This is a genomic window from uncultured Maricaulis sp., from assembly GCF_963975345.1.
GTDB lineage: Bacteria > Pseudomonadota > Alphaproteobacteria > Caulobacterales > Maricaulaceae > Maricaulis.
In genome coordinates this window covers 162,460-184,765 of sequence record NZ_CAXBGE010000006.1, presented here as the reverse complement: position 1 = coordinate 184,765, position 22,306 = coordinate 162,460, and the positions used below count along the sequence as shown (strand labels likewise).

General features: G+C 59.5%; 25 protein-coding genes. 13 read left to right on the top strand and 12 right to left on the bottom strand.

The genetic code is table 11. The features are described from left to right. Positions 1 to 2 precede the first annotated feature (2 nt). Positions 3 to 434, bottom strand: coding sequence for a VOC family protein (locus tag AAC029_RS08560; RefSeq protein ID WP_339746367.1), 432 nt, complete (start codon positions 432 to 434; stop codon positions 3 to 5). Positions 435 to 518: 84 nt separating this feature from the next. Here AAC029_RS08560 and hslU point away from each other — a divergent pair, with 84 nt between their 5' ends. Beyond that, a complete protein-coding gene (gene hslU, locus AAC029_RS08555; protein WP_339746364.1) occupies positions 519 to 1,823 on the top strand; it encodes an ATP-dependent protease ATPase subunit HslU in 1,305 nt (434 codons plus the stop codon). A 149-nt stretch (positions 1,824 to 1,972) separates the two neighbouring features. Here the strand turns inward: hslU and AAC029_RS08550 are convergent, their stop codons facing one another. The 3 genes from AAC029_RS08550 to AAC029_RS08540 form a co-directional block, all read right to left on the bottom strand. Then, positions 1,973 to 2,545, bottom strand: coding sequence for a Smr/MutS family protein (locus AAC029_RS08550; protein WP_339746361.1), 573 nt, complete (start codon positions 2,543 to 2,545; stop codon positions 1,973 to 1,975). A 4-nt stretch (positions 2,546 to 2,549) separates the two neighbouring features. Further along, complete coding sequence (locus tag AAC029_RS08545; protein WP_339746358.1) at positions 2,550 to 3,662, bottom strand: murein transglycosylase A; 1,113 nt, start codon at positions 3,660 to 3,662, stop codon at positions 2,550 to 2,552. A gap of 115 nt (positions 3,663 to 3,777) precedes the next feature. Then, positions 3,778 to 4,407, bottom strand: coding sequence for a Tim44/TimA family putative adaptor protein (locus tag AAC029_RS08540; RefSeq protein ID WP_339746355.1), 630 nt, complete (start codon positions 4,405 to 4,407; stop codon positions 3,778 to 3,780). 194 nt (positions 4,408 to 4,601) lie between these two features. Between AAC029_RS08540 and secB the strand changes: the two genes are divergently transcribed. Further along, positions 4,602 to 5,120, top strand: a complete 519-nt coding sequence (gene secB, locus AAC029_RS08535; RefSeq protein ID WP_339746352.1) for a protein-export chaperone SecB — start codon at positions 4,602 to 4,604, stop codon at positions 5,118 to 5,120. A gap of 3 nt (positions 5,121 to 5,123) precedes the next feature. Here the strand turns inward: secB and dnaQ are convergent, their stop codons facing one another. Genes dnaQ through AAC029_RS08510 form a run of 5 tightly spaced genes read right to left on the bottom strand, consistent with a single transcriptional unit; the run spans position 5,124 to position 8,699 of the window. After that, positions 5,124 to 5,822: a DNA polymerase III subunit epsilon gene (gene dnaQ, locus AAC029_RS08530; protein WP_339746349.1), complete on the bottom strand. Its 699-nt coding sequence runs from the start codon at positions 5,820 to 5,822 to the stop codon at positions 5,124 to 5,126. A 9-nt stretch (positions 5,823 to 5,831) separates the two neighbouring features. Further along, complete coding sequence (gene coaE / locus AAC029_RS08525) at positions 5,832 to 6,431, bottom strand: dephospho-CoA kinase (protein WP_339746346.1); 600 nt, start codon at positions 6,429 to 6,431, stop codon at positions 5,832 to 5,834. Further along, positions 6,428 to 7,273, bottom strand: a complete 846-nt coding sequence (aroE, locus tag AAC029_RS08520) for a shikimate dehydrogenase (RefSeq protein WP_339746343.1) — start codon at positions 7,271 to 7,273, stop codon at positions 6,428 to 6,430. The genes coaE and aroE overlap by 4 nt, the downstream gene beginning before the upstream one ends. After that, positions 7,270 to 7,863 carry a Maf family protein gene (locus AAC029_RS08515; RefSeq protein ID WP_339746340.1) on the bottom strand — a complete coding sequence of 198 codons (594 nt, stop codon included), beginning with the start codon at positions 7,861 to 7,863 and terminating at the stop codon, positions 7,270 to 7,272. Before AAC029_RS08515 ends, aroE begins: the two co-directional genes overlap by 4 nt. Continuing rightward, positions 7,860 to 8,699: a pyruvate, water dikinase regulatory protein gene (locus tag AAC029_RS08510; RefSeq protein WP_339746337.1), complete on the bottom strand. Its 840-nt coding sequence runs from the start codon at positions 8,697 to 8,699 to the stop codon at positions 7,860 to 7,862. The genes AAC029_RS08515 and AAC029_RS08510 overlap by 4 nt, the downstream gene beginning before the upstream one ends. 441 nt (positions 8,700 to 9,140) lie before the next feature. On the opposite strand from AAC029_RS08510, the gene hemE reads away from it, so the two are divergent. The 5 genes from hemE (at position 9,141) to AAC029_RS08485 (ending at position 14,053) form a co-directional block, all read left to right on the top strand. Continuing rightward, positions 9,141 to 10,178 carry a uroporphyrinogen decarboxylase gene (gene hemE / locus AAC029_RS08505; protein WP_339746334.1) on the top strand — a complete coding sequence of 346 codons (1,038 nt, stop codon included), beginning with the start codon at positions 9,141 to 9,143 and terminating at the stop codon, positions 10,176 to 10,178. A gap of 14 nt (positions 10,179 to 10,192) precedes the next feature. After that, positions 10,193 to 11,236, top strand: coding sequence for a ferrochelatase (hemH, locus tag AAC029_RS08500; protein ID WP_339746331.1), 1,044 nt, complete (start codon positions 10,193 to 10,195; stop codon positions 11,234 to 11,236). A 6-nt stretch (positions 11,237 to 11,242) separates the two neighbouring features. Beyond that, a complete protein-coding gene (locus AAC029_RS08495; RefSeq protein ID WP_339746328.1) occupies positions 11,243 to 11,698 on the top strand; it encodes a CopD family protein in 456 nt (151 codons plus the stop codon). A 272-nt stretch (positions 11,699 to 11,970) separates the two neighbouring features. After that, positions 11,971 to 13,227 (top strand): transcription termination factor Rho, encoded by a 1,257-nt coding sequence (gene rho, locus AAC029_RS08490; RefSeq protein ID WP_339746478.1) that lies wholly within the window; start codon positions 11,971 to 11,973, stop codon positions 13,225 to 13,227. Between the two features lie 199 nt (positions 13,228 to 13,426). Beyond that, on the top strand, positions 13,427 to 14,053 hold the full coding sequence (locus AAC029_RS08485) for a glutathione S-transferase family protein (protein WP_339746325.1): 627 nt from the start codon (positions 13,427 to 13,429) through the stop codon (positions 14,051 to 14,053). A gap of 24 nt (positions 14,054 to 14,077) precedes the next feature. Here AAC029_RS08485 and AAC029_RS08480 read toward each other — a convergent pair whose 3' ends face one another. Continuing rightward, complete coding sequence (locus AAC029_RS08480; protein ID WP_339746322.1) at positions 14,078 to 14,776, bottom strand: dienelactone hydrolase family protein; 699 nt, start codon at positions 14,774 to 14,776, stop codon at positions 14,078 to 14,080. 53 nt (positions 14,777 to 14,829) lie between these two features. Between AAC029_RS08480 and AAC029_RS08475 the strand changes: the two genes are divergently transcribed. The 6 genes from AAC029_RS08475 to AAC029_RS08450 all read left to right on the top strand — a co-directional run bounded on the left by AAC029_RS08475 (position 14,830) and on the right by AAC029_RS08450 (position 20,747). Continuing rightward, positions 14,830 to 15,078: a DUF6489 family protein gene (locus tag AAC029_RS08475; RefSeq protein WP_339746319.1), complete on the top strand. Its 249-nt coding sequence runs from the start codon at positions 14,830 to 14,832 to the stop codon at positions 15,076 to 15,078. A gap of 4 nt (positions 15,079 to 15,082) precedes the next feature. Beyond that, positions 15,083 to 16,399, top strand: a complete 1,317-nt coding sequence (gene mnmE, locus AAC029_RS08470) for a tRNA uridine-5-carboxymethylaminomethyl(34) synthesis GTPase MnmE (protein WP_339746316.1) — start codon at positions 15,083 to 15,085, stop codon at positions 16,397 to 16,399. A 115-nt stretch (positions 16,400 to 16,514) separates the two neighbouring features. After that, the gene (mnmG, locus tag AAC029_RS08465; protein ID WP_339746313.1) at positions 16,515 to 18,374 is read left to right on the top strand and encodes a tRNA uridine-5-carboxymethylaminomethyl(34) synthesis enzyme MnmG; all 1,860 of its coding nucleotides are present in this window, start codon (positions 16,515 to 16,517) and stop codon (positions 18,372 to 18,374) included. Beyond that, a complete protein-coding gene (rsmG, locus tag AAC029_RS08460; RefSeq protein WP_339746311.1) occupies positions 18,375 to 18,998 on the top strand; it encodes a 16S rRNA (guanine(527)-N(7))-methyltransferase RsmG in 624 nt (207 codons plus the stop codon). It begins immediately after the preceding gene. A gap of 4 nt (positions 18,999 to 19,002) precedes the next feature. Continuing rightward, a complete protein-coding gene (locus AAC029_RS08455) occupies positions 19,003 to 19,833 on the top strand; it encodes a ParA family protein (protein WP_339746475.1) in 831 nt (276 codons plus the stop codon). Then, positions 19,830 to 20,747, top strand: a complete 918-nt coding sequence (locus AAC029_RS08450) for a ParB/RepB/Spo0J family partition protein (protein WP_339746307.1) — start codon at positions 19,830 to 19,832, stop codon at positions 20,745 to 20,747. Before AAC029_RS08455 ends, AAC029_RS08450 begins: the two co-directional genes overlap by 4 nt. Positions 20,748 to 20,753: 6 nt before the next feature. Here AAC029_RS08450 and holA read toward each other — a convergent pair whose 3' ends face one another. Together holA and lptE are read right to left on the bottom strand one after the other, a co-directional pair. Then, positions 20,754 to 21,809 (bottom strand): DNA polymerase III subunit delta, encoded by a 1,056-nt coding sequence (holA, locus tag AAC029_RS08445; RefSeq protein WP_339746305.1) that lies wholly within the window; start codon positions 21,807 to 21,809, stop codon positions 20,754 to 20,756. Beyond that, positions 21,803 to 22,303 (bottom strand): LPS assembly lipoprotein LptE, encoded by a 501-nt coding sequence (gene lptE / locus AAC029_RS08440; protein WP_339746303.1) that lies wholly within the window; start codon positions 22,301 to 22,303, stop codon positions 21,803 to 21,805. The genes holA and lptE overlap by 7 nt, the downstream gene beginning before the upstream one ends. Positions 22,304 to 22,306: the final 3 nt, after the last annotated feature.

Here is a 22,306-nt window from a genome sequence, read left to right as displayed (position 1 = left end):
CCCTACCTCGCAAAAATCCCCCCCTCATCCCGAAAGCACTTGAACTCCAGCGCATTCCCCGCCGGATCGCGCAGGAAGAACGTCCCCTGCTCGCCCGGCTCGCCCTTGAAGCGCACATAGGGCTCGATGATGAAATCCACCCCGGCCGCCCGGAAGCGCTCCGCCAGGGCTTCCCAGTCGTCCCAGGCCATCAGCAGGCCGAAATGGCGGACGGGTACGGCCTTGCCGTCGACACCGCCGGTGGCGACGGCCTGGCATTCCTCGGGGGCGAGGTGGGCGACGATCTGATGGCCGTAGAAATCGAAATCGACCCAGCTCTCGCTTGAGCGGCCTTCGGGGCAGGCCATGATGCCGCCATAGAAGGCGCGCGCCGCCGCGAGGCTGTCGACGGGGAAGGCCAGGTGGAAGCGGGGGCGTTGTTGATCGCTCGACATGTCGGTAAATGCCTTTCAGCACTGGTTTCACGGCTCCAGCCTGATTACATGGTGGGCGAAGCCAAGCCAAATGCGAAACCGATCATGACCGAATTTACGCCCCGTGAAATTGTTTCCGAGCTCGACCGCTTTATTGTCGGCCAAGGCGATGCCAAGAAGGCGGTCGCGATCGCGCTGCGCAATCGCTGGCGCCGGCGTCAGCTCGAGCCGGACCTGCGCGAAGAAGTGATGCCGAAGAATATCCTGATGATCGGGCCCACGGGCGTCGGCAAGACCGAGATCTCACGCCGTCTGGCCAAGCTGGCCGGGGCGCCCTTCATCAAGGTCGAGGCGACCAAATTTACCGAAGTCGGCTATGTCGGCCGCGATGTCGATCAGATCGCCCGCGATCTGGTGGAGGTGGCGATCACCCTGGTGCGCGACAGCCGCCGCGAAGCGGTCAAGGCCCAGGCCGAGAGCCAGGCCGAAGAGCGTGTGGTGGACGCACTCGTCGGTCCGGGAGCCAGTCCTGCTACTCGTGAGAGCTTTCGCAAACGCCTGCGCGCGGGCGAGCTCGACGACAAAGATGTCGAGATCGAACTGGCCGATACCGGCGGCATGCCGATGATGGATATCCCCGGCATGCCCGGTGGCGGCGCCGGCGTGATCAATCTCGGCGATATTCTCGGCAAGGGCTTCGGAAAAAAGAAGAAAACCGTACGGCTGAAGGTCTCCGACGCCTATGCGCCGCTACTGGCCGAGGAAGCCGACAAGCTGCTCGATGATGCCGCAATCACCGCCGAAGCGATCAAGCTGGCGGAAAATGACGGCATCGTCTTCCTCGACGAGATCGACAAGATTGTCGGCCGCTCCGATGCCCGCGGCGCCGATGTCTCGCGTGAGGGCGTGCAGCGCGACCTGCTGCCGCTGATCGAGGGCACATCGGTCACCACCAAGCACGGCGTGATGAAGACCGACCATATCCTCTTCATCGCCTCGGGCGCCTTCCACATCGCCAAACCCTCCGACATGCTGCCCGAATTGCAGGGCCGGCTGCCGATTCGCGTTGAATTGCAGGCGCTCAGCGAAGCCGACCTCAAACGCATCCTCACCGAGCCGGAAGCCAGCCTGATCACGCAATATATCGCGCTGATGGGGACGGAAGGCGTGACGCTGAGCTTCACCGATGAAGCGATCGACGCGCTTGCCAGTCTGGCGCACCAGGTCAATGCCTCGGTGGAGAATATCGGCGCCCGGCGTTTGCAGACGGTGATGGAAAAACTGGTCGAGGAGATTTCATTCACCGCCTCAGACCGCGATGGCGAAACCATCGTGATCGATGCCGATTACGTCGCCGAACATGTCGGCAATCTGGCGAAGAATGTCGATCTGTCGAAATTCATTCTCTGACCATTTTCCGGGTCGCGAAGTGACTCCTACAACACGGCTCCGAGACAGCGGTAACTGAAGGGCAGACCAATCGACATTGAGCGGTGAATGAGCGGCAGGTCTGTGACACTCTAACGACCACCTAATGACAGGCTTGGTCACACGCCGATTTACGGCTTCACACGCCGCATGGTGACGTAAAAAGCGCCGCCACCGCCATGGCGCAAATGCGCGATGGCATACCCTGACACCCACTGACGAAATTCCGGATTGCCCAGCCATTCCGGGAGTTTGCGTTTAAGCACGCCGGGCTCATCATGGTTTTCCCACGGCTCGCGCTCGCGCTCACGCGCTTTGAGCCCCTTGCCGGTGATCACCAGCACGGTTTTATAGCCATCGCGATACGCCATCGCCAAAAAATTGCGCAATGTTCTCAGCGCGATATCCTGTGTCAGACCATGCAAATCAAGCCGCCCATCGATCTCCACCCGCCCTTTTCGCACCCGCTTTTCATTGCCGCGATCAACCGGCAAGACGGGGAGTTTCGGCGTGGTCTGGGGTGTAGGAAAATGACCATTCCGCAATGACATCTTGGTGTCAGGAGCTGGTTTTTCCGGTGCGAGTTCAACAGCTTCCGGATCGTCCAAGCTGTCCATCCGGTCCGGCGAAATCGGCTTGGTCGAGCTGGCGATTTTGCGCCAGATTGCCTTTTCTTCCGGGCGCAGGGATCGTTTGCGGGCCATCAGATCAGGCCGGCGGTGTCGCATCGACGATGCGCTGGGCGACGGAAACCGGAAGTAAAACAGTCCATTGCGCCTGGGCCCGCGTCGTCCCGGCGCGCCGCTCGGCAATATCACCCCAGCCCCAGAAGAAATCACCGCGCAGCGGACCATTGATCGCACCGCCGCCATCCTGCGTCACCACCAGCCCTGTCCAGGCAGGCATATCGGGCAAATCAGCGCTCAGCCAGACCGGTACGCCCCAAGCATGAAAGGCCGGGTCGACCGCAATCGAGGCCATTGGCGTCAGAGCAACGCCGGATGAGCCGCGCGGCCCGAGCGAGGGATCATCAAGTACTTGTGTTTCAAAGAAAACATAGCGCGGATTGACCGAGAACAATTCCGCCGTCGCGTCGCGGCCATGGGCGTTGAGCCAGGATTCAATCCCCGCTTTCGAGGCCGCATGCGGCTCCAGCTCACCGCGCGCAATCAGCTCACGTCCGATCGAGCGATAGGGCAGACCATTATGGGCCGAAAAGGCGGCGCGGGTCTGGTTACCCTCGGCATCGACCAGACGGCCGGAACCCTGGATCTGCAGGAAAAACACGTCAATCGGCCGGCCCCAGGCGAAAATCTCGCCGCGATTATCCGCCTCGATCTCGCCGCGGTTATAATACTGGACCAAGGACCCGTTATTCACCCGGCCGACCAGCCGCCGCCCCGCCAGATCGGATTCAAACAGACCCAGATCAATTGAAACCAGATCACCAGGCCGCCGCCGCAAGGGCTGGCTGAACTCCGCATCCGCAACCCGGCGCACTTCGACATAGGGCTCGTAATAGCCTGTCAGCAAGCCGGTTTCGCCCGCTTCCTGGCCCTCTTCGTCGAGCGCGATCGCCCGCACCGGTGCAAAGAAAGCCTCAAACGTTGCCTGCGCCGCCTCGGCCGACGGTTCGGTCATGGACGCTGCCGTACACGCCGCCCGCCAATCACCAACCTGCCCAGCCCACGGCGCGCGCGGGCTCAAGGCCTCGTTATCATTGCGGTTACTGAGCCGGGCACAGGAGCGCAGGAAAGCCGCCAGCGCCGGGCGCAGATCGGCACCGCTCCAGCCGGCCATCGCATCCCAGTCAGCCGGCAATAGCCGCAGACCGGTCGGAAGTGGTTGTTCTACAGGGGGTTCTGACGTTGGCGGTTCAGGGTCGGGCGCTGGCTGACAGGCTGTAACCGACAGCAGGACCAGCAGAGCGGCCGAACTATACCGCCGCCACACCGGACAGCACCCAGTTGGGGTTGGCATTATCGGTGCGCCGCTCGAACACCCAATTTTCGCGAACCGTGTTCAACGTGCCCAGATCGCCAGCCACACGCTCTCCGGATTCGCCGAGCGTTTCCGTAGCGATTTCAGCCTCAAAGCTCACCTTGACCTTGGCCAGGGAGCCCTCATGCGAGGCTTCGGAGATCTCGGCTGATTTGATCCGTTCAATCTCGGTTCGAACGCTTTCCTTGCGCTCATTGCGCGCGGTGATGGCATCTGCATAACGTTGATAGACCTTATCGGCGAGCAGGGGCCGCAAAGCCTCCAGATCACCCTTGGCAAAGGCCTCGACGATCATGGTGTAAGCCGCTTTGGCACCGGTCACGAAGCTGTCGGGATCAAAGCGGTTATCAGCCGCCGCAATCGCCTCAAGCCCTGCTGCAGCACGCCCTTCAAAAGCCGGGCGCAAATGCGTCTGCGGTGTATCCGACAGGACGCTGCGCGCTTTGGGGTCCGATGCCGGCGGCGCTTCCATATGCCCTTCACGCCGCCCCAGCGTCGAATAGAGGCGAAACGCGATGAAGATCGCGATGCCTGCGAAAATGAGAGTGGATAGAAGCTCAAACATAAGATTTTCGCCGCAAGAGGGGGTCGATGGACAATCTGGTTCCGGTATAGCCCGAATTTGTCAATCCGTCAGCCTTATCGCTGAGGCGCAGCATGCTTGCCCCCACCGGGCCCGCATGGTAACCGGCGCGCCTCGTTTCGTGTGACCGCTGAAGCGGCCATAATATCGCCGACGCCCGTCTTGTGGGGACTTTCATGACCGACGCTCCAGCAACGCCTACCGAAAACACACCGCCAGCCCAACCACAACTGCGCATTTTGGCGCAGTATGTGAAGGACTTGTCGTTCGAAAACCCTGGCGCACCGGATTCGCTGCGCAATGGCCAGACCCCCGGGATTGATCTCGCGATCGACGTCCAAGCCCGCACCGTTGGCGAAGGCGCGTTTGAGGTCATGCTCAATATCGAAGCCAAGGCGACACGCGAGAATGATGACGTCGTCTTCATCGCCGAACTGTCTTTTGGTGGGCTGTTCCAGCTGGCCAATGTCGCCGACGCTGACCGTGAGCCCTTCTTGCTGATCGAATGTCCGCGCCTGCTCTTCCCCTTCGCCCGCCGCGTTCTGGCCGACGCCACCCGCGATGGTGGCTTCCCGCCGCTGATGCTGGATCCGGTCGATTTTGCAGGGCTTTACCGCCAGCAAATGGTCAAGCGGGCCGCCGCTGTCCCAGGGGCTGACACCAATGGCAATGGCGCGCCTGAAGCGTCGAACTAGGCCTTACTCGCGACCAATCGCCAGTTTTTTCCAGAGCGCGTTTTCGCCCAGCTCCTCAATGAAGGCAGCATGGGCGGCGCGCTCTGAGTCTGTCTGGGCTTGGCTTAAGGCCTGCGGCCGGGCCTGTTGAGGCGGGAAGACCGTCTCACCCGGACCCGTCACACCCTGACCGCTGAGATCAAGGGCGCGAGTGCGTCCACCCGACAGCTCAAGATAAACCTCGGCCAGCAGGAGCGCATCGACCAGCGCACCGTGCTTGTCGCGGCTTTCCAACGAGATGTCGAAGCGTTTGCAGAGCGCGTCGAGCGAGACATAGGAGCCGGGAAATTTGGCGCGCGCCATCCGGGCCGTATCCTTGAAGCGCACTTCCTCATAGCCAGGCCGCCCCAGTCGTTCGAGCTCCATATTGATGAAGCCACGGTCAAAGGGGGCATTGTGCGCAACCAGGCCGGCGTCGCCGACGAAATCGATAAACTCTTCCGCGACATGGCTAAATAGCGGTTTGTCGGAGAGGAAAGCGTCGGTCAGCCCAGTGATCGCAATCACTTCTTTCGGGGTAGAGCGCTGTGGATTGACATAGGCGTGCCAGGTGCGGCCGGTCGGGATGAAATCGATCACTTCGACACAGCCGATTTCCGTCACCCTATCGCCTGAATTGGCGTAGAGACCAGTCGTCTCGGTATCGAAAACGATTTCCCGCATCTGCCTGTCTCAATCCTTGCTGCGTTCGCGAACGGACTTCAAAATCGCATCCAGCTGCCGTTTGGCGTCGTCGAGCCCGCCCGAAGTTTCGATCCGATAGTCCGCCCGGGCCAGCTTGTTCGAATCATCCAGTTGCCGCGCGATTATGGCGTCCAGCTTGTCCTGCGTCATGCCGGGTCTCTGCATGACACGTGAGCGGCGAATTTCGTCCGGCGCGTAGGCGACCAGAACATGGTCAACATGGCTATCCGATCCGGTCTCGTAAAGAAGCGGAATATCAAACACAACCAGGTCCGCACCGCGCTGACGCGCCTTGTGCAGAAAGGCTTCGCGCTCCTCCAACACCAGCGGATGAACGATCGCCTCTAGCCGCGCAAAGCCCGACGGGTCTTCATGCAGAGCGGCCGACAGGCGTTGGCGATCAACCGCACCATCGACAACGACGCCAGGAAAGGCGCCCTCTATCGGGGCGACAGCCTTGCCGCCGGCCGCATATAGCGAATGGACGCAGGCATCTGAATCGAAGACCGGAATCCCTGCGTCCGCGATCAGGGCAGCGGTCGCTGACTTCCCCATTCCGATCGAACCGGTCAAGCCGATGATTTTCATCGCTCAGACCCCAATAGCGAGACAAGCAGGGCCCGCGCATCAACGCTTTCGGGGGGCGAAGCACCAAAGAAAGCTTCAAAGCTCGGCCGCGCCTGACCGATCAACATGCCCAAGCCATCGACCGTCTTGATGCCCCGCTCGTCGGCATCGCGCAAAAACCCGGTTTGGAGCGGCTTGTAGACGCTATCACAGGCGATAGCGCTGGTTGGCGCCGCTCGCCAATCAAGCTGAAGGTTCGGGTTTCCCGCTAATCCCAAAGCCGTCGCATTCACGACCAGCGCGATCTGATCCAGCGCCTGGTCGCGCTGTTCCCACGGATAGATCCGCGCTGGTGGAGCCAGATCTCGCGCCAGGGCCTCAGCATTGGCGAAACTGCGATTGCTGAGCCGAATCTCCGGCACACCGGCTTGCACCAAAGCATGCAGGATCGCCCGAGCCGCGCCGCCGGCGCCAAGCACCAGTGCAGGCCCCTGTTTGGGATCAATGCCGGCAGCAAGCAGGGCATTCAGGAAGCCTGTGGCGTCAGTATTGTCGGCGTGAATCTGGCCGTCCTTGAATGTCAGGAGATTGGCAGCACCAATCGCCTGTGCAGCCTCGCTGGCTCGGTCGCTGATCGCCAGCGCGGTCTGCTTGTGCGGCAGGGTGACATTGAGACCGGCCAGCTGGGTTCGCGCCATGGTGCGAAAGAAGTCAGCGGCTTCATCCTTGCGAACAGCGAAGGGCGCATAGACGGCATCAAGGCCAGCCGCGTCGATCCAGGCTGACATCAGGCTGGGCGAGAGCGAGTGGCCAATCGGATCGCCGACCACGCCGGCCAGGCGCGCGGCGCCGGTCGGCCTCATGATGCGATGACCCGGAGGTCTCGCAACGCCTTGAGCAGAGGTAGGAGCGGCAAGCCCAATATGGCATGAAATTCGCCATCAACACGCTCAAACAATTGCGCGCCCAGGCCCTCATAGGCATAGGCGCCAACACTGGCCGTCAGCTCTTCGCCGGCGGTGGCGAGGTAAATGTCGAGAAAAGCGTCTGAAAAGGGCCTGACCCAGAGCGTGGAGCTTTGTTGATGCTCCCAGACCGTCTTATTGGCGCACACCAAAGCCAAACCGGAATGAAGCTGGTGTGACGTGCCGCGCATCGCCGTCAGCCGGGCCCGCGCCAATTCGCGCTGCGGCAGCTTGTCGAGCAGCTCACCGTCGAGTTCCATCGTCTGATCGGCGCCGAGCACGAAATCTTCCGGATGGGCGCTTGAGACCTGGTTGGCCTTGGCGTTTGCCAACAGAACGGCCATGGCGGCTGGCTTCAGCTCGCGATGAGCTTGTTTCAATTCATCTTCGTCGACATCGGATTTGATAATTTCGAATGCGATGCCGGCATCGCGCAAGATCTGCTGGCGGATGTGGCTGCCTGAGGCGAGGATGAGCCGCGCCGTCATTTCCGGCCACGCTTTTCATTGAGCATATTGATGATTTTGGCGGCGGTTTCCTCAACCGAGCGCCGGGTGACATCGATATTGGCCCAGCCATGCTTCGCGAAAAGACGTTTAGCCTCAACGATTTCGTCACGGACGGCAAAATCGTCGATATAATCGGTCGAGCGATCTTCATTGAGAGTCAAAAGCCGATTTCGGCGAATTTGCACAATGCGTTCCGGTGAAGCGGTCAGACCAACAATCAAAGGATTTCGCAGGCTGAACAGAAAGTCCGGTGTCGGCACACCTCTGACAAGTGGAATATTGGCGGCCCGATAGCCACGATGCGCCAGATAGATACTCGTCGGTGTCTTTGAGGTCCGGCTAACGCCGAGCAGAATAATGTCCGCATTCTCGAAATTATCGCCCTGGCCATCATCATGTGCCATCGCAAAGTTCAAGGCGTCCATGCGATGGTAATAATCTGCGTCCAAAGCCCGTTGCGCCCCTGCCCTGCTAGCCATGGCCCGGCCGAGATAGGTGCTCAAGGTCGCAAGCATCGGATCGAGAATGGCAATCGCTGGGACGCCGAGATCGGCACAACGTGTTTCCAAATCCCGGCGCAAATCGGCATTGACGATCGTGTACATGACAACACCCGGATAACCTTCAATTTCTTCGAGAACCCGATCGAGCTGCCGCGGGGAGCGGACCAGCGCATACAGATGTTCCAGAGGGTTGGTGTGCTCGAACTGAGCGACCGAGGCGCGCATGACTTCCATCAGCGTTTCACCGGTCGAATCGGAGACCATGTGAATATGAAAACAGGTGCTCAAAGGCGGCCTGGAGGTGAAAGACATGGTGATGGGGGCCCTAAAGACGTTTACGAATTGTTAACAAGTGTGGCGATTTTCCCCAAGGGATGGTTTCAAATCGCTGACCTGTGGGTTTCCCGAAGTATGACCCGGTACTACCCACATCTCTATCCACAATTGGCTGCCTGTTCAAAACCGACGAATAACCGTTCAGATATAAGCGGTTTTGCACAGTAATTCAGACGGTTTTTAACATAAGATGCTCGATTATACGATTGATAAATTTGAGACTAATTGCCTTCTTCGCGCAAATACTGGTTCGATTGGGCTTTTCGGATTCTGGGGAAGACGTTTTCCGGTATGACCGGATAAACCTATCCCTCCCCGATTTCCACGTGCCAACAATTACGACTCTAAAAATTCATATATCTATATGGGTGAAAGGGCCGCATTGAATGATCCGACAGAGCAGACTAATCAAACGTCATGATGTCAAAACCTGCCAAACCAATCCTCGCCGTTTTGAACGGAGAAACGCGTTCGCCGCCACCGGTATGGCTAATGCGACAGGCTGGTCGCTATTTGCCAGAATATCGTCAAGTCCGCGCAAAAGCTGCCAATTTCATCGAGTTCTGCTTCTCTCCGGATCTCGCCGCCGAAGTCACGATGCAGCCGATCCGGCGCTTCGGTTTTGATGCCGCGATTATCTTTGCGGACATTTTACTCATCCCTATCGCCCTGGGCCGCAAGGTCTGGTTCGTCACCGGTGAAGGACCAAAACTCGAGCCTTTCAACCCGACAGATTATGAAAGCCTGACGCAGGGTCGCGTAGCCGAGGTGTTGGCGCCAATCGCCGAGACCCTGCGCCTGGTCAAGCCGCAATTACCCGCTGAGACCACGCTGATCGGCTTTGCTGGTTCGCCTTGGACGGTTGCGACTTATATGGTTGAGGGTGGCGGATCCAAGGATCGTTACGCAACACGTGTCGCAGCTTGGCGAGACCCGGTTGCGTTTGATGGCATGCTGGACCGGATCGCTGATGCGACGGCCGAATATCTCATCATGCAGGCCCAGGCAGGGGCAGAAGTGCTGAAACTGTTCGACAGCTGGGCCGAAGGTTTGCCGGAACCCTTGTTTGAACGCGTGATCATCCGGCCGACGCGGCGGATCGTTGATCAGATTCGCGCGGCTGGCGTTACGGTCCCGATCATTGGTTTTCCGCGCGGTGCGGGCACACTCTACCCTCGATATGCTTGTGAAACCGGAATTACCGGACTTGCTTTGGATACAGCTGTTCAACCTGAATGGGCACGCGCCGCCTTGCCCGAAACTTTGCCGGTTCAGGGCCATCTCGATCCGTCGGTCTTGCGAGCTGGTGGGGCCTTGCTCGACGCTGAGATTGATCGATTGCTTGAGACTTGGTCGGGCCGGCCGCACATCTTCAATCTCGGTCACGGCATCACACCCGATGTGCCAATCGCTCATGTCGAGCAATTGCTGGCGCGTATCAGGCGCTCGAGCTGATTACGGAGCCGCAAATGGATAGGACCGAGGGAAAGCTGGCAATTATTCTGTTCAATCTTGGCGGTCCCGATGGCCCCGATGATGTACAACCGTTTTTGCGTAATCTGTTTAGAGACCCCGCCATCATTGGTGCGCCCGGCCCTGTCCGTGAAGCACTCGCTTGGCTGATTTCCACATTAAGGGGAAAGTCCGCTCGACAGAATTATGCGAAGATGGGCGGTGGGTCACCGCTGGTGCCAGAGACTTTGAAACAGGTCGATGCTTTGATGCCGCTCTTGTCGGATCGTCTGCCTGGGCAGGAGATCCGGATCTGGCCGGCGATGCGCTACTGGCACCCTTTCGTCGAAGATGTTGCCCAGGACGTTGCCGATTGGGGCCCTGACCGGACGGTTTTGCTGCCGCTCTACCCGCACTTTTCAACCACCACGACGGGCTCGTCGCTGAAGGCTTGGCGCAAGGCGTCGGGCCTGGAAACGCACGCAGTGTGCTGCTATCCGCTCGAGCCAGGCTTTATCCGGGCCCATGCTGAATTGATCCGGACCAGCTGGATCGAGGCCGGGCGGCCGGACAACACCCGATTATTGTTTTCGGCCCACGGATTGCCCGAAAAGGTCATTCTTGCTGGTGACCCTTATCAATTTCAGATCGAACAGACCGCTCATGCCGTTGCGGCTCTGTTGCCCGAACTGCCCGACTGGCAGATTTGCTATCAAAGCCGGGTTGGGCCGCTCAAATGGATCGGCCCAGCGACCGATGAGGCCGTCTGTCGAGCCGGCGCTGACGGGAAGGCTATTCTGTTGAGCCCGATCGCCTTTGTATCGGAGCATATTGAGACCTTGGTCGAGCTGGACGAAGACTATGCGGAACTGGCCCGGTCTAGTGGGGTAAACAGTTATACCCGTGTTCCGGCGCTGGGAACGACGCCGGATTTTATTGCTGCGCTCGCCGATATCGTGTTGGCGGCATTGGCAAGGCCGTCCGGACTTGCCGCCGCAGGCGGAGAACGTATTTGTCCGCAGGCCTGTACGACTTGCCCCTGCGCATTGAATGAGGTTTGAACCACTATGATTCTCGCCGCTTATGATTGGCTACGCGCCCTGCACATTCTGTCCGTCATCGCCTGGATGGCCGGATTGCTCTATTTGCCGCGTTTGTTTGTCTATCATTGCGGTGCGATCCCCGGTGGTGAGCTTGATGAGACGCTGAAGCTGCAAGAACAACGATTACTGAAGATCATCATGAATCCGGCGATGATCGCGACCTGGGTTTTTGGCCTGTTGTTGATCTGGTCGAATGCCGAGCGCGCCGGCGGCTGGTCGGTATTTTTGAGCTTTGCCTGGTTTGGGAAGTTTGCGCTCGTGTCGATCATGAGCGGGCTGCATCACGTCCTGGCGCTGCGCTACAAGCGCTTTCAGGCTGGCACCAATGAATGGTCGGATCGGCGCTACCGTATTTTGAACGAATTGCCCTTCGTTTTGGCAATTTTGATTGTCATCATTGCAGTCGTTGCCTTGCACTAGGGCCCTGTAGCTACGTGGAACTTGACGATGCCGTGTCAGCGTGGCAAGCCTTCGACGAATCCACACGTGGATCCTCTCTTCTCCGGTCAAGTCCGCGTATTCGACAACGCACTTGCCCAATCCTGACTTTCCGGGCCCATGAGCGTCTTTTGGCACCCGAATTGCTTGTTCCAGCCTGTTCCCGTCCGGGAATCGGTTCCCCTGCCTGAAAAAACAGATTGATCATGACCGACGAAACAACCACGCCAGCCTTGCTTGAAGGCCTTGAGCGCATGACGCTGCAAGACCTCAAACTCAAGAAACCGACTGAATTGCTCGAATTCGCGGAAGCGCTTGAAATCGAGAACGCATCTTCCCTGCGCAAGCAGGCGATGATGTTCGCCATCCTGAAGGCTTTCGCCGAACGCGGTGTTGAGATTCACGGCGGCGGCGTGATGGAAGTGCTACAGGACGGTTTCGGTTTTCTGCGCTCTCCGGAAGCGAATTATCTCGCCGGCCCGGATGATATCTATGTTTCGCCAACCCAGATCCGCAAATTCGGTCTGCGAACAGGTGATACGGTCGAAGGCGAAATTCGCAGTCCTCGCGACGGTGAGCGCTATTTCGCGCTGCTGAAGATCAGCACGATCAATTTCCAGGACCCTGAGAGCGCCCGTCACAAGGTACATTTCGACAATCTGACACCGCTTTATCCCGAATCTCGCTTCGTGATCGAATTGCCCGATCCAACGGTCAAGGATCGCTCGGGCCGGGTGATCGATATCGTGGCGCCGCTCGGCAAAGGCCAGCGTGGCCTGATCGTCGCGCCGCCGCGGACTGGTAAGACCGTCCTGCTGCAAAACATTGCCAATGCGATCGAGACCAACCACCCCGATTGCTATCTGATGGTTCTGCTGATCGATGAGCGGCCGGAAGAAGTGACCGACATGCAGCGCACGGTGAAGGGTGAGGTTATCTCCTCAACTTTCGACGAACCGGCGACGCGGCACGTCCAGGTCGCCGAGATGGTAATCGAGAAAGCCAAGCGCCTGGTCGAACATGGCCGTGACGTCGTTATCCTGCTCGATTCCATCACCCGCCTTGGCCGGGCCTACAACACGGTCGTTCCGAGCTCTGGCAAGGTGCTGACGGGTGGCGTGGACGCCAATGCGTTGCAACGGCCGAAACGTTTCTTCGGTGCGGCGCGGAATATCGAGCATGGCGGTTCGTTGACTATCATTGCGACGGCGCTGATCGATACCGGTAGCCGGATGGACGAAGTGATCTTCGAAGAGTTCAAGGGTACGGGCAATTCGGAAATCGTGCTCGACCGCAAGGTTGCCGACAAGCGCGTCTTCCCGGCGATCGACATTCTCAAATCCGGTACCCGGAAAGAGGAACTTCTGGTCGACAAATCGCAATTGCAGAAGATGTATGTCCTGCGCCGGATCCTTAATCCGATGGGTGCCCAGGATGCGATCGAGTTCCTGCTCGAGAAATTGCGTCAGACCAAGACCAATGACGAGTTCTTCGATTCGATGAATACCTGATCCTGTCATAGACTGACAAAAAGCCCGTCAAACCTTTGGTTCGGCGGGCTTTTTTGTGTCTGTACCTGGCTGATGTTCAGCGATGCCCGTCGGCTTCGGCCCGCGCAGAACGGCGTGTTTGGTGGCGATGCAGCAGAGATCGCTTTGCTTGGCGTGAAATTGGCGCTTGGATTGGGTAATAATTTCCGGAGGAAGCCCCATGAGCCACACGCCTGATCTGACGCTCTACCATGCGCCGCGCACCCGCTCGATCAGGGTGCGTTGGTTGCTGGAGGAAATGGGGCTGCCCTATGAGTTGCACACAGTGCAATTTGCGACGCGGCCGGCCGGGGATGAGAGTTATGCGCTGATCCACCCGCTCCGGAAGGTCCCGGCCTTGAAGGATGGCGATGAGATCATCCTCGATTCGATCGCGATCATGCAGTATCTGCTCGGCCGCTACGGCCCGAGCCCGCTGGACGTCGCGCCTGACGAAGCGGATTATGGCCGCTTCCTGCATTGGCTGCATTTCGGCGAAAGCGGCATGATCATGCCGGTATCCCTGCTCTTGGCGCATACCCAATTGCTGCCCGAGGACAAGCGCGATCCAAATCTGGCGAAATGGGCGCGCTATGAGACTGACAAGCTGCTGGATTTTGCCTCGACTCACGGGCTGGGCGACCGTGAATTCATCGCTGGTGACCGCTTCACGGCCGCCGATATCTCGATGGGGTATATGTTCTTTCTCTTGAAGCTGATCCGGCAGTTTTCCGACGCACCCGAGAATCTCAAGAGTTATTTCGCCCGGCTTACAGCGCGGCCAAGTTGGGTTATTGCCAGCGATTAAGCCACACGGTTTCGGCAGATAACGTCAATCCAGGTGCAGATGCAGGAATTCCAAGGTGCGGCGATTGGCGATGGTGGCGCTTTCGGCGTCGTAATGCCCCCCATTTGGCCGCGCAAAGGCATGTTCCTGGCCGGGATAGTCGTGCAGCGTGACCAGCGGGTTCGCAGCCAAGCCTTTGTAGAGGCTGGCCTGCGCTGCCGGCGGGGTGAGGCCGTCGGCACCGGCAATGTGGAGCATGAGCGGGTGGCGGATGCCTTTGGCTTCATCGAGCCTGTCCTGGATGCTGACCCCATAATAGCCGACGCTGGCATCAGAGTCCGTATGGCAGGCGGTGCGGTAGGCGAGCAGACCGCCGAGGCAGTAGCCGATCGCGCCGGCCTTGCCGGTGCAGGCGTCGAGCGTGCGCAGTTTGGCCAAGCTGGTCTGGATATCCAACAGGCCGGTGTCGTGGTTGAAGATACCGAACAGCTCGAAGGCGCGCTTGAGACCGGCATCGCTTTCGCTATCCAGCTTGATCCCGGGTTCAATGCGCCAGAACAAGTCGGGGCAAAGCGCGGTGAAGCCGGCGCCGGCCAACCAGTCGCAGAGTGATCGCATCGCCGGATTGACGCCGAAAATCTCTTGCAGGACGAGGACGCCTGGCCCTTGGCCAGATTTCGGAGTTGAGAGATAAGCCGAGAAGTTTCCGTCTGGAGATTCGATCTCAATGTCTTGACCGCTCATGGTCCGCTCCAATTCTGTGCGATAGTCTCATCGCAACACTTCGGGAGATGGTTATGAAGGTCAATATCGAAATCGACTGCTTGCCAGCTGAGGCGCGGGCTTTTCTGGGTCTGCCGGACGTTACAGCGCTCAATGAACACCTCACCAGCGAGATGGTCCGGCGCATGGATGCGAATATGGAATCGCTTGAGCCCGATGCCCTAATGCGGCAATGGAGCGCCTATGGCGGGCAAATGACTGACACCTTCATGAACTTGATGCGTCAGGCTGCGGTGACGCCCACACCAGGAACCAAGAAATAAGCAAGTGAAAACAACTATATATGCCTTGTCGACGCCACCAGGGCGGTCGGGAATTGCGGTGGTGCGGCTTTCTGGACCAAGCGCCAGAGATATTCTGGCCGCGCTGCTGACGGAGCCTTACCCCGTGCCGCGCCAAGCCAGTTTGCGCAGTCTCCACACCGCGACCGGCGATGTGTTCGACCGCGCGCTGGTACTCTGGTTTCCGGCTCCCGCCAGCTTTACCGGCGAGGATTGCGTCGAGCTACACCTGCATGGCGGCGCCGCGGTGATTGACGGAGCGATCACGGCAATCGAGAGCGCTGGTGGGTGCCTGGCCCAGGCGGGCGAGTTTACGCGGCGCGCCTTCGAGAATGACAAGCTGGATCTGACGGAAGCCGAAGGCCTCGCGGATCTGATCGAGGCCGAGACCGAAGGTCAGCGCAAGCAGGCGCTGGCGCAGATGTCCGGCTCACTGAAACAGCTCTATGAGGGCTGGCGCGAGGCCTTGATCTCGGTGCTGGCCTCGATTGAGGGCGAGATCGATTTTCCCGACGAGGCCGATGTGCCTGATGCGCTGGCCCATCGGGCTTATGAGCCGATTTCGGGCCTGATCTTCTCCATCGAATTGCATTTGGCCGACGGCCGTCGTGGCGAGCGGGTCCGCACTGGGTTTTCGATCGCGCTGATCGGCGCGCCCAATGCCGGCAAATCGAGTTTGCTCAATCGGCTGGCGGGCCGGGATGCGGCTATTGTGACCGATATTCCCGGGACAACGCGCGATATCGTTGAAGTGAGGGTGACGATGGCTGGCTTTCCGGTCGTGATCTGCGATACGGCCGGGCTGCGTGAAGCGGTAGATGCGATTGAGGCTGAGGGCGTCCGCCGGGCGCTGGACCGGGCCGAGCACGCCGATCTTCGGATCGGCGTCGCTGATGCGCGCTCCCAGAGCGAACTGCTCGATCTCAAAGGTCGTTTGTTGGATGACGATCTTCTGGTCCTCAACAAGCTGGATCTGGTCTCGGGCAAGACGGGTGGTGCCGGACTTGGGGTCAGCGCCAAAACCGGTGAGGGCATTGATGCCCTGGAGCGGCGCATCGAGGCGATTGTGCAGGAGCGGCTGGGTGCGCGTGAACTGCCGGCCTTGAGCCGGGCGCGGCATCGGCGCGCCGTTGAAGCGGCTCATTCTGCCTTACTGCGTTGCCGGACACGGCTGGCCGATGCGCCGGAATTGGCCGGTGAGGATGCCCGCCTGGCCGTCCGGGCGCTCGAATCTCTGACCGGCCGCGTTGATGTTGAAGATATCCTCGACCGCGTCTTCAGTCAGTTTTGCATCGGCAAATAGGGCGCTCCAGCGGTGTTTCACGTGAAACACTGGACGCCACCGCTCGACTCAGAGCGTCGTCAGCCCTATGTAGCGGCCTTCGCCGGACTTCGCCTCCGTGTTTGGACAAGAAACCATGAAAACCTGGGACGTCATCATTATCGGTGGGGGACATGCCGGCTGTGACGCCGCTTCGGCATCGGCACGTCTGGGCGCGAAGACGCTTTTGTTAACGCACAAGCTGGAAACGATTGGCGAGATGTCGTGCAATCCAGCTATCGGCGGCTTGGGTAAAGGACATCTGGTCCGCGAGATTGACGCCCTGGACGGGTTGATGGGGCGCGTGGCTGACGCGTCCGGGATTCAGTTCAGATTGCTCAACCGCTCAAAGGGGCCGGCTGTCCGAGGACCGCGGACACAATCGGATCGCAAGCTCTATCGCGAAGCCATGCAGGCCGCTCTGGCGGAAACAACCAATCTTGAAATCATCGCGGCCCCGGTTGAGGATTTGATCCTCGAGGATGGCCGCTGCGTTGGTGTCTTGGACGCCTCAGGTCAGAGTTATCGCGCGCCCAGTGTTGTATTGACGACCGGGACCTTTCTGCGCGGTGTGATCCATCGCGGCCTCGAGCGAATTCCGGCCGGACGATATGGTGAGCAACCCTCCATTGGGTTGGGCGAAACGCTCTACGGTCTGGGCCTGCGGATGGGGCGGCTCAAGACCGGCACGCCGGCCCGCATTCTTAAGTCCTCGATTGCATGGGATAGTCTCGACCAACAGGCTGCTGACGACGTCCCCGTGCCGTTTTCGTTTCTCACCGCCAAGATCACTGTGCCTCAGATCAGCTGTGCCATCACGCACACAAACGAGGCGACGCATCGGATCATCGCGGAAAATCTTGAGCAATCGGCGGTTTATAGCGGCTCGATCTCTGGCCGTGGCCCACGATATTGCCCATCGATTGAGGACAAGGTCGTACGCTTCGCGGATCGTTCCGAGCACCAGATATTTCTCGAGCCCGAAGGTTTGGATGACGACACCGTCTACCCAAATGGTATCTCGACTTCGATGCCGGACGCCGTCCAGGACGCCTTTCTGCGCACGATCCCCGGCCTGGAACAGGTTGAGGTCAAGCGGTACGGTTACGCGATCGAATATGACTATGTTGACCCGCGCGAACTCGACGCAACCCTACAGGTCCGGGCTGTGCCCGGCCTGTGGCTGGCTGGCCAGATCAACGGCACGACAGGCTATGAAGAGGCCGCCGCTCAAGGCCTGGTGGCCGGGTTTAATGCCGCACTGGCCGCAGGCGGGAGTGAACCCTTAATTTTGAGCCGGTCAGAGGCCTATATCGGCGTGATGATCGACGATTTGATCACACGTGGGGTCAGCGAACCCTATCGCATGTTCACGTCACGGGCTGAATATCGTTTGCTGCTGCGTGCTGATAATGCGGACCAACGACTGACGCCAAAGGCAATTGAGCTGGGCGCTGTCGCTTCCGGGCGCCGAGATATGTTTCACGTGAAACTAGGTCAACTCGAGCGCGCGAGAGAGCGCATCGCGACGCTGGACATCACACCACCCGAGGCTCAACGCCACGGATTGTCGGTCAACGCGGATGGTCGCCGGCGTACTGTGGCTGATCTGCTAGCCTATCCAGAAATCAATTGGGGCGACGTGACGCGCATCTGGCCGGAGTTATCCGTTTTTGACGGCCCGGTCGCGGAGCAGATGGAAATCGATGCCGTTTATGCGGGCTACCTCGACCGCCAGCAGGCCGACATCTTGGCATTCAGGCGGGACGAGGCCGTGCGGATCCCCGCAGATCTCGACTACACGTCCGTCGGCGGGCTTTCCAATGAGGCGCGTGAGAAGCTTATGGCCGCTCGTCCTGACACTCTTGGCCAGGCGTCGCGCATCGAGGGTGTAACGCCGGGGGCGCTCACGGCCGTTCTGGCCTATGTCAAGCGACAGAAGAAAAAGGCGAGCTGAGTGACGCGTGATGAATTTCAGACGGCCACCGGTGTTTCACGTGAAACAGCGCTCGGTTTTGATCGCTGGCGGGAGCTTCTCGTCGAGGTCAATGCCCACACCAATCTGGTCGGACGCTCGACGCTGGATGACTTTTGGGAGCGACACGCCCTCGATAGCCTGCAGCTGATGGAATTATTGCCACCCGACACTCGCTCCGTTGCTGACCTCGGGGCGGGCGCCGGCTTTCCGGGCTTGGCGCTCGCTTTGGCCTTCCGGGATCGTGCGATTGACGCCCGGGTGGTACTGATCGACTCCGTGACCAAGAAAACTGCATTTCTCAACCGCGTGATCGACGAACTCGACCTGGCAGCAGAGGCCAGAACGATTCGGGTCGAGGATATGGACCCGTCAGAAAGCTTCCAACTGGTGACAGCACGGGCTTTTGCACCCTTGAATAAATTATTGGGATTCGCTGCCCCGCTGTTGAAAACCGGGGTTGTCGGTCTGTTTTTCAAGGGTCGGCACTACCGTGATGAATTGACCGAGGCCCGCAAACACTGGACATTCGACTGCGAAGTCATACCCAGTCAGACCGGCGATGGTGTGATCTTGCGCATCAGTGAGGTACAGCGTGTCCGATGATGTAATGCGCCACCGAGCGCCCCGAGTGATCGCCATTGCCAATCAGAAAGGCGGGGTCGGAAAGACAACGACCGCCATCAATCTTGGTACCGCACTGGCCGCAGTAAAGCAGAAGGTCCTGATCATGGACCTCGACCCCCAGGGGAATGCCTCAACTGGGCTTGGTGTGCCGCCCGCGCGGCGGACGACGACATCTTTCGACGTTTTGGTTGGTGGCGTGCCGCTGCAGCAGGCGCTTGTGCCGACCTTGGTGCCCGGCCTGTCGATCTTACCCTCCGATGTCCTCCTGTCAGGAGCTGAGCTGGAGCTGGCCACAGATCAAGGGCGTTCGTATCGTCTGAAACGGGCCGTAGATCAGTATTTTCAATCTCTTGCACGTCGTTCGGATGGCTTTGATTATATCCTGATCGATTGCCCGCCTTCGCTTAACGTCCTGACAGTCAATGCCATGACGGCGGCTGACTCCATTCTGGTGCCGCTACAGTGCGAATTCTTTGCGCTCGAGGGCTTGACCCAACTAATCCGCACCGTTGAGCGGGTCCGCGGACATCTGAATGCGAAGTTGGAGATCCAGGGCATCGTCCTGACCATGTATGATTCCCGCAATAATCTCTCGGCCGAAGTCGCCGCCGATGTGCGCGGTCATTTCGGCGACACGGTCTACAAGACCGTCATTCCACGCAATGTGCGCGTCTCCGAGGCGCCGTCGGTTGGCAAGCCGGTCCTGCTCTATGATCTCGCCTGCAGCGGTTCGCAGGCTTATCTCGGCCTGGCTCGGGAAATCGTCCGCCAGGAACGCAGCCGCAATCAGTTGAAACAGGATGAACTGGCATGAGTGCATCGGACAAGAATCGCCGTCTCGGCCGGGGCCTTTCTGCCTTGCTGGGCGAGTCAGAGGGCGAGAATTTCGACACCCTGCCGGCAGCTGCAGACGCGCCGGCAACACGTGATGGTGTTCGCATGCTGCCGATCGAATTGATCCGCCCAAATCCTGACCAACCGCGCAAAGCAATGGTAGAGAGCGAGCTGGAAGCATTGGCGGCTTCGGTTGCCGAGAAGGGGATTGTTCAGCCTATCCTGGTCCGGCCAGCCAAAGGGCCTGAGGAAGGCTATGAAATCGTTGCTGGCGAGCGTCGTTGGCGCGCGGCACAACGGGCGCGCTTGCACGAAGTGCCGGCGCTCGTGCGCGAGCTGTCCGATCAGGAAACGCTTGAGATCGGCATTGTCGAGAATGTGCAGCGCGCCGATCTCAACCCGGTCGAAGAAGCGCAGGCCTATCGGCAATTGATCGATCGCTACGGACACACTCAAGAAGACGTCGCGCGGGCTGTTTCAAAGAGCCGTAGCCATGTTGCCAATATGGTCCGGTTGCTTTCGCTTCCTGCCAGTGTCCTGACATACTTAGCCGAAGGTCAGATTTCCGCCGGGCATGCCCGTGCAATCGCTTCCGCACCAAATTCGGCGGAACTCGCACAACTAATTGTAGATAAGGGCCTAACAGTTCGTGATGCCGAACGTATGGCGCGCAACGCAGCTGATCGACCGGTGCCAGGGCCGAAAGTCCGGCCCTCTGCGGACGCCCCTGACAAGGATGCTGACACACGCTCGCTTGAGGCGGATATTTCGGCTCGACTCGGTCTTGATGTGGATATTCGGCATGGTGCTGAAGGCGGCGAAGTGCGTGTGCGTTACACGACCCTTGAGCAGCTCGACGATGTTTGCCGCCGCTTGGGATCTGTTGAGCGCTGAGGCCTGTCAGGCGCGCATTCTAGCTGCGCCGCGCGCCAGCCGAAGCAGGAGCTCGCCAACCAGCGTATCCGCTGGACTGGCCGAACGTTTGACGGCGCGCTCGGCATCGAAGGCCAATTGCCGCGCCGCATCGAGCCGTCGACCGCGCCACAGCCCCAATTGACGCTTGAATTGCGCCGCTTGCGGGCCATAACGCGGCGCTCCGCTGCGCAGCATAGCGTTTTCGTCTCCGCCGGCAGCGTGGACGGATCCGATTTGGTCGAGACGCCGTTGCAGCGCACGCAAGACACCAACCGCACTTGCACCACCGCCCAGCGCCCGGACATAGGCGCTGTCAGCGGTCGTCAGCTCGCCGTCGAGCACTGGCCCAATGATCGCATCCAGTTCCGCATCACCCTGATCCGCTGCGATCATCTCGATATCAGATAGCTCAACGAGAGTATCATCATCAGAGCGCTGTGATTGTAACCCTTTGAACAACAGTAATTTTTCTATTTCGCCGCGAGCAAAGGCGCGATCCCCTTCCAACCTGGGCAGCCACGCAGATCGCGCGGCCGCGGTCAGCGTAAGCCCTTCCTCCGCAAGCATTTTGGTTGCAATGTCACCAAGCGACTGCGCTGAATCCGGATAACAGGCGATCGCCATTGCGGCCTTCGCCGGTTCGAATATTTTCCGCAATTTGCCGCGAGGAGTCAGATCGCCTGACTCGACGATCAGGCAGGCTTCCACCTGCGCGAGGCCTTTTTCCAGCGCCGTCACGAGCTCCAGAACCGGTCCGCTCCCAGTCTCGCCCGACAGCCGGACGCGGACCAGGCGCGCGCTGCCTGTAAGCGACATTGCCGCCATCGCGTCAGCGAGTGCTGCCGGGTCGGATTTCATATCTTCTTCAGTGAGTTGGGTGACAGCGAACGGATCGTTCGGATCCGGGACCAGCGCCCGGGCCAAGGTGATCGCGCGTTCATGCACTAACCCTCGGTCGGGGCCGAATATCAGATAAGCCTTGAAAGCGGGATCTGGTCGGGCAATTCGGGCATCTGCATCGCGTGGCGATGGCTTTACCACGCGTCCTCATCCCGTATGGACCGCGCAAGTTGGGTTATAATCCGATCTGCCGCGACGCCGATCGCGCGATTTTCGGCGTCAGACTCGGCAGCAAGTCCACCATAAACCCCGGCGGGGACATCGTAGGATGCGTCGCTGTTGGCAATTCCCGTCAGGATGGGTTCCAAACTTCCTTCCCGCACCAGCTGCCATTGCACACTGACCTGTACGGCGAACCGGCTCGCGATAGCGTCGACCCCAACCCCGAAAGGTTGTGAAAGGACGGTTGTGGTTGCGTGAAGGGTGTAGGGCCCGGCGGCATGCCGGGCACTCATACCGTCCAACAGAGCCTCCTGAAGCCGGAAATCAATCCGTTCCTGGCCCGTTTCAACCCTGATATCCGATAGGCCGCTGGTGACGGCGTTTGCGCCGTAAAGGGGTGTGAAGCCACAGGCCGAAAGGGCGCTGAAGGAGAGGATGACCAAGGCGGCCACTGAAAAACGAAAAGAGCGCATTAT

Bases quoted from the DNA above. Each gene is read 5' to 3' on its own strand.
- secB (WP_339746352.1), top strand. From the start codon at position 4,602: ATGACCGACGCTCCAGCAACGCCTACCGAAAACACACCGCCAGCCCAA.
- AAC029_RS08495 (WP_339746328.1), top strand. From the start codon at position 11,243: ATGATTCTCGCCGCTTATGATTGGCTACGCGCCCTGCACATTCTGTCC.
- AAC029_RS08475 (WP_339746319.1), top strand. From the start codon at position 14,830: ATGAAGGTCAATATCGAAATCGACTGCTTGCCAGCTGAGGCGCGGGCT.
- AAC029_RS08480 (WP_339746322.1), bottom strand. From the start codon at position 14,776: ATGAGCGGTCAAGACATTGAGATCGAATCTCCAGACGGAAACTTCTCG.
- lptE (WP_339746303.1), bottom strand. From the start codon at position 22,303: ATGCGCTCTTTTCGTTTTTCAGTGGCCGCCTTGGTCATCCTCTCCTTC.
- AAC029_RS08550 (WP_339746361.1), bottom strand. From the start codon at position 2,545: ATGGCCCGCAAACGATCCCTGCGCCCGGAAGAAAAGGCAATCTGGCGC.
- rho (WP_339746478.1), top strand. From the start codon at position 11,971: ATGACGCTGCAAGACCTCAAACTCAAGAAACCGACTGAATTGCTCGAA.
- mnmG (WP_339746313.1), top strand. From the start codon at position 16,515: ATGAAAACCTGGGACGTCATCATTATCGGTGGGGGACATGCCGGCTGT.
- AAC029_RS08485 (WP_339746325.1), top strand. From the start codon at position 13,427: ATGAGCCACACGCCTGATCTGACGCTCTACCATGCGCCGCGCACCCGC.
- AAC029_RS08560 (WP_339746367.1), bottom strand. From the start codon at position 434: ATGTCGAGCGATCAACAACGCCCCCGCTTCCACCTGGCCTTCCCCGTC.
- AAC029_RS08540 (WP_339746355.1), bottom strand. From the start codon at position 4,407: ATGTTTGAGCTTCTATCCACTCTCATTTTCGCAGGCATCGCGATCTTC.
- aroE (WP_339746343.1), bottom strand. From the start codon at position 7,273: ATGAGGCCGACCGGCGCCGCGCGCCTGGCCGGCGTGGTCGGCGATCCG.
- AAC029_RS08510 (WP_339746337.1), bottom strand. From the start codon at position 8,699: ATGTCTTTCACCTCCAGGCCGCCTTTGAGCACCTGTTTTCATATTCAC.
- AAC029_RS08455 (WP_339746475.1), top strand. From the start codon at position 19,003: ATGCGCCACCGAGCGCCCCGAGTGATCGCCATTGCCAATCAGAAAGGC.
- AAC029_RS08450 (WP_339746307.1), top strand. From the start codon at position 19,830: ATGAGTGCATCGGACAAGAATCGCCGTCTCGGCCGGGGCCTTTCTGCC.
- AAC029_RS08515 (WP_339746340.1), bottom strand. From the start codon at position 7,863: ATGACGGCGCGGCTCATCCTCGCCTCAGGCAGCCACATCCGCCAGCAG.
- coaE (WP_339746346.1), bottom strand. From the start codon at position 6,431: ATGAAAATCATCGGCTTGACCGGTTCGATCGGAATGGGGAAGTCAGCG.
- dnaQ (WP_339746349.1), bottom strand. From the start codon at position 5,822: ATGCGGGAAATCGTTTTCGATACCGAGACGACTGGTCTCTACGCCAAT.
- hslU (WP_339746364.1), top strand. From the start codon at position 519: ATGACCGAATTTACGCCCCGTGAAATTGTTTCCGAGCTCGACCGCTTT.
- hemH (WP_339746331.1), top strand. From the start codon at position 10,193: ATGGATAGGACCGAGGGAAAGCTGGCAATTATTCTGTTCAATCTTGGC.
- hemE (WP_339746334.1), top strand. From the start codon at position 9,141: ATGATGTCAAAACCTGCCAAACCAATCCTCGCCGTTTTGAACGGAGAA.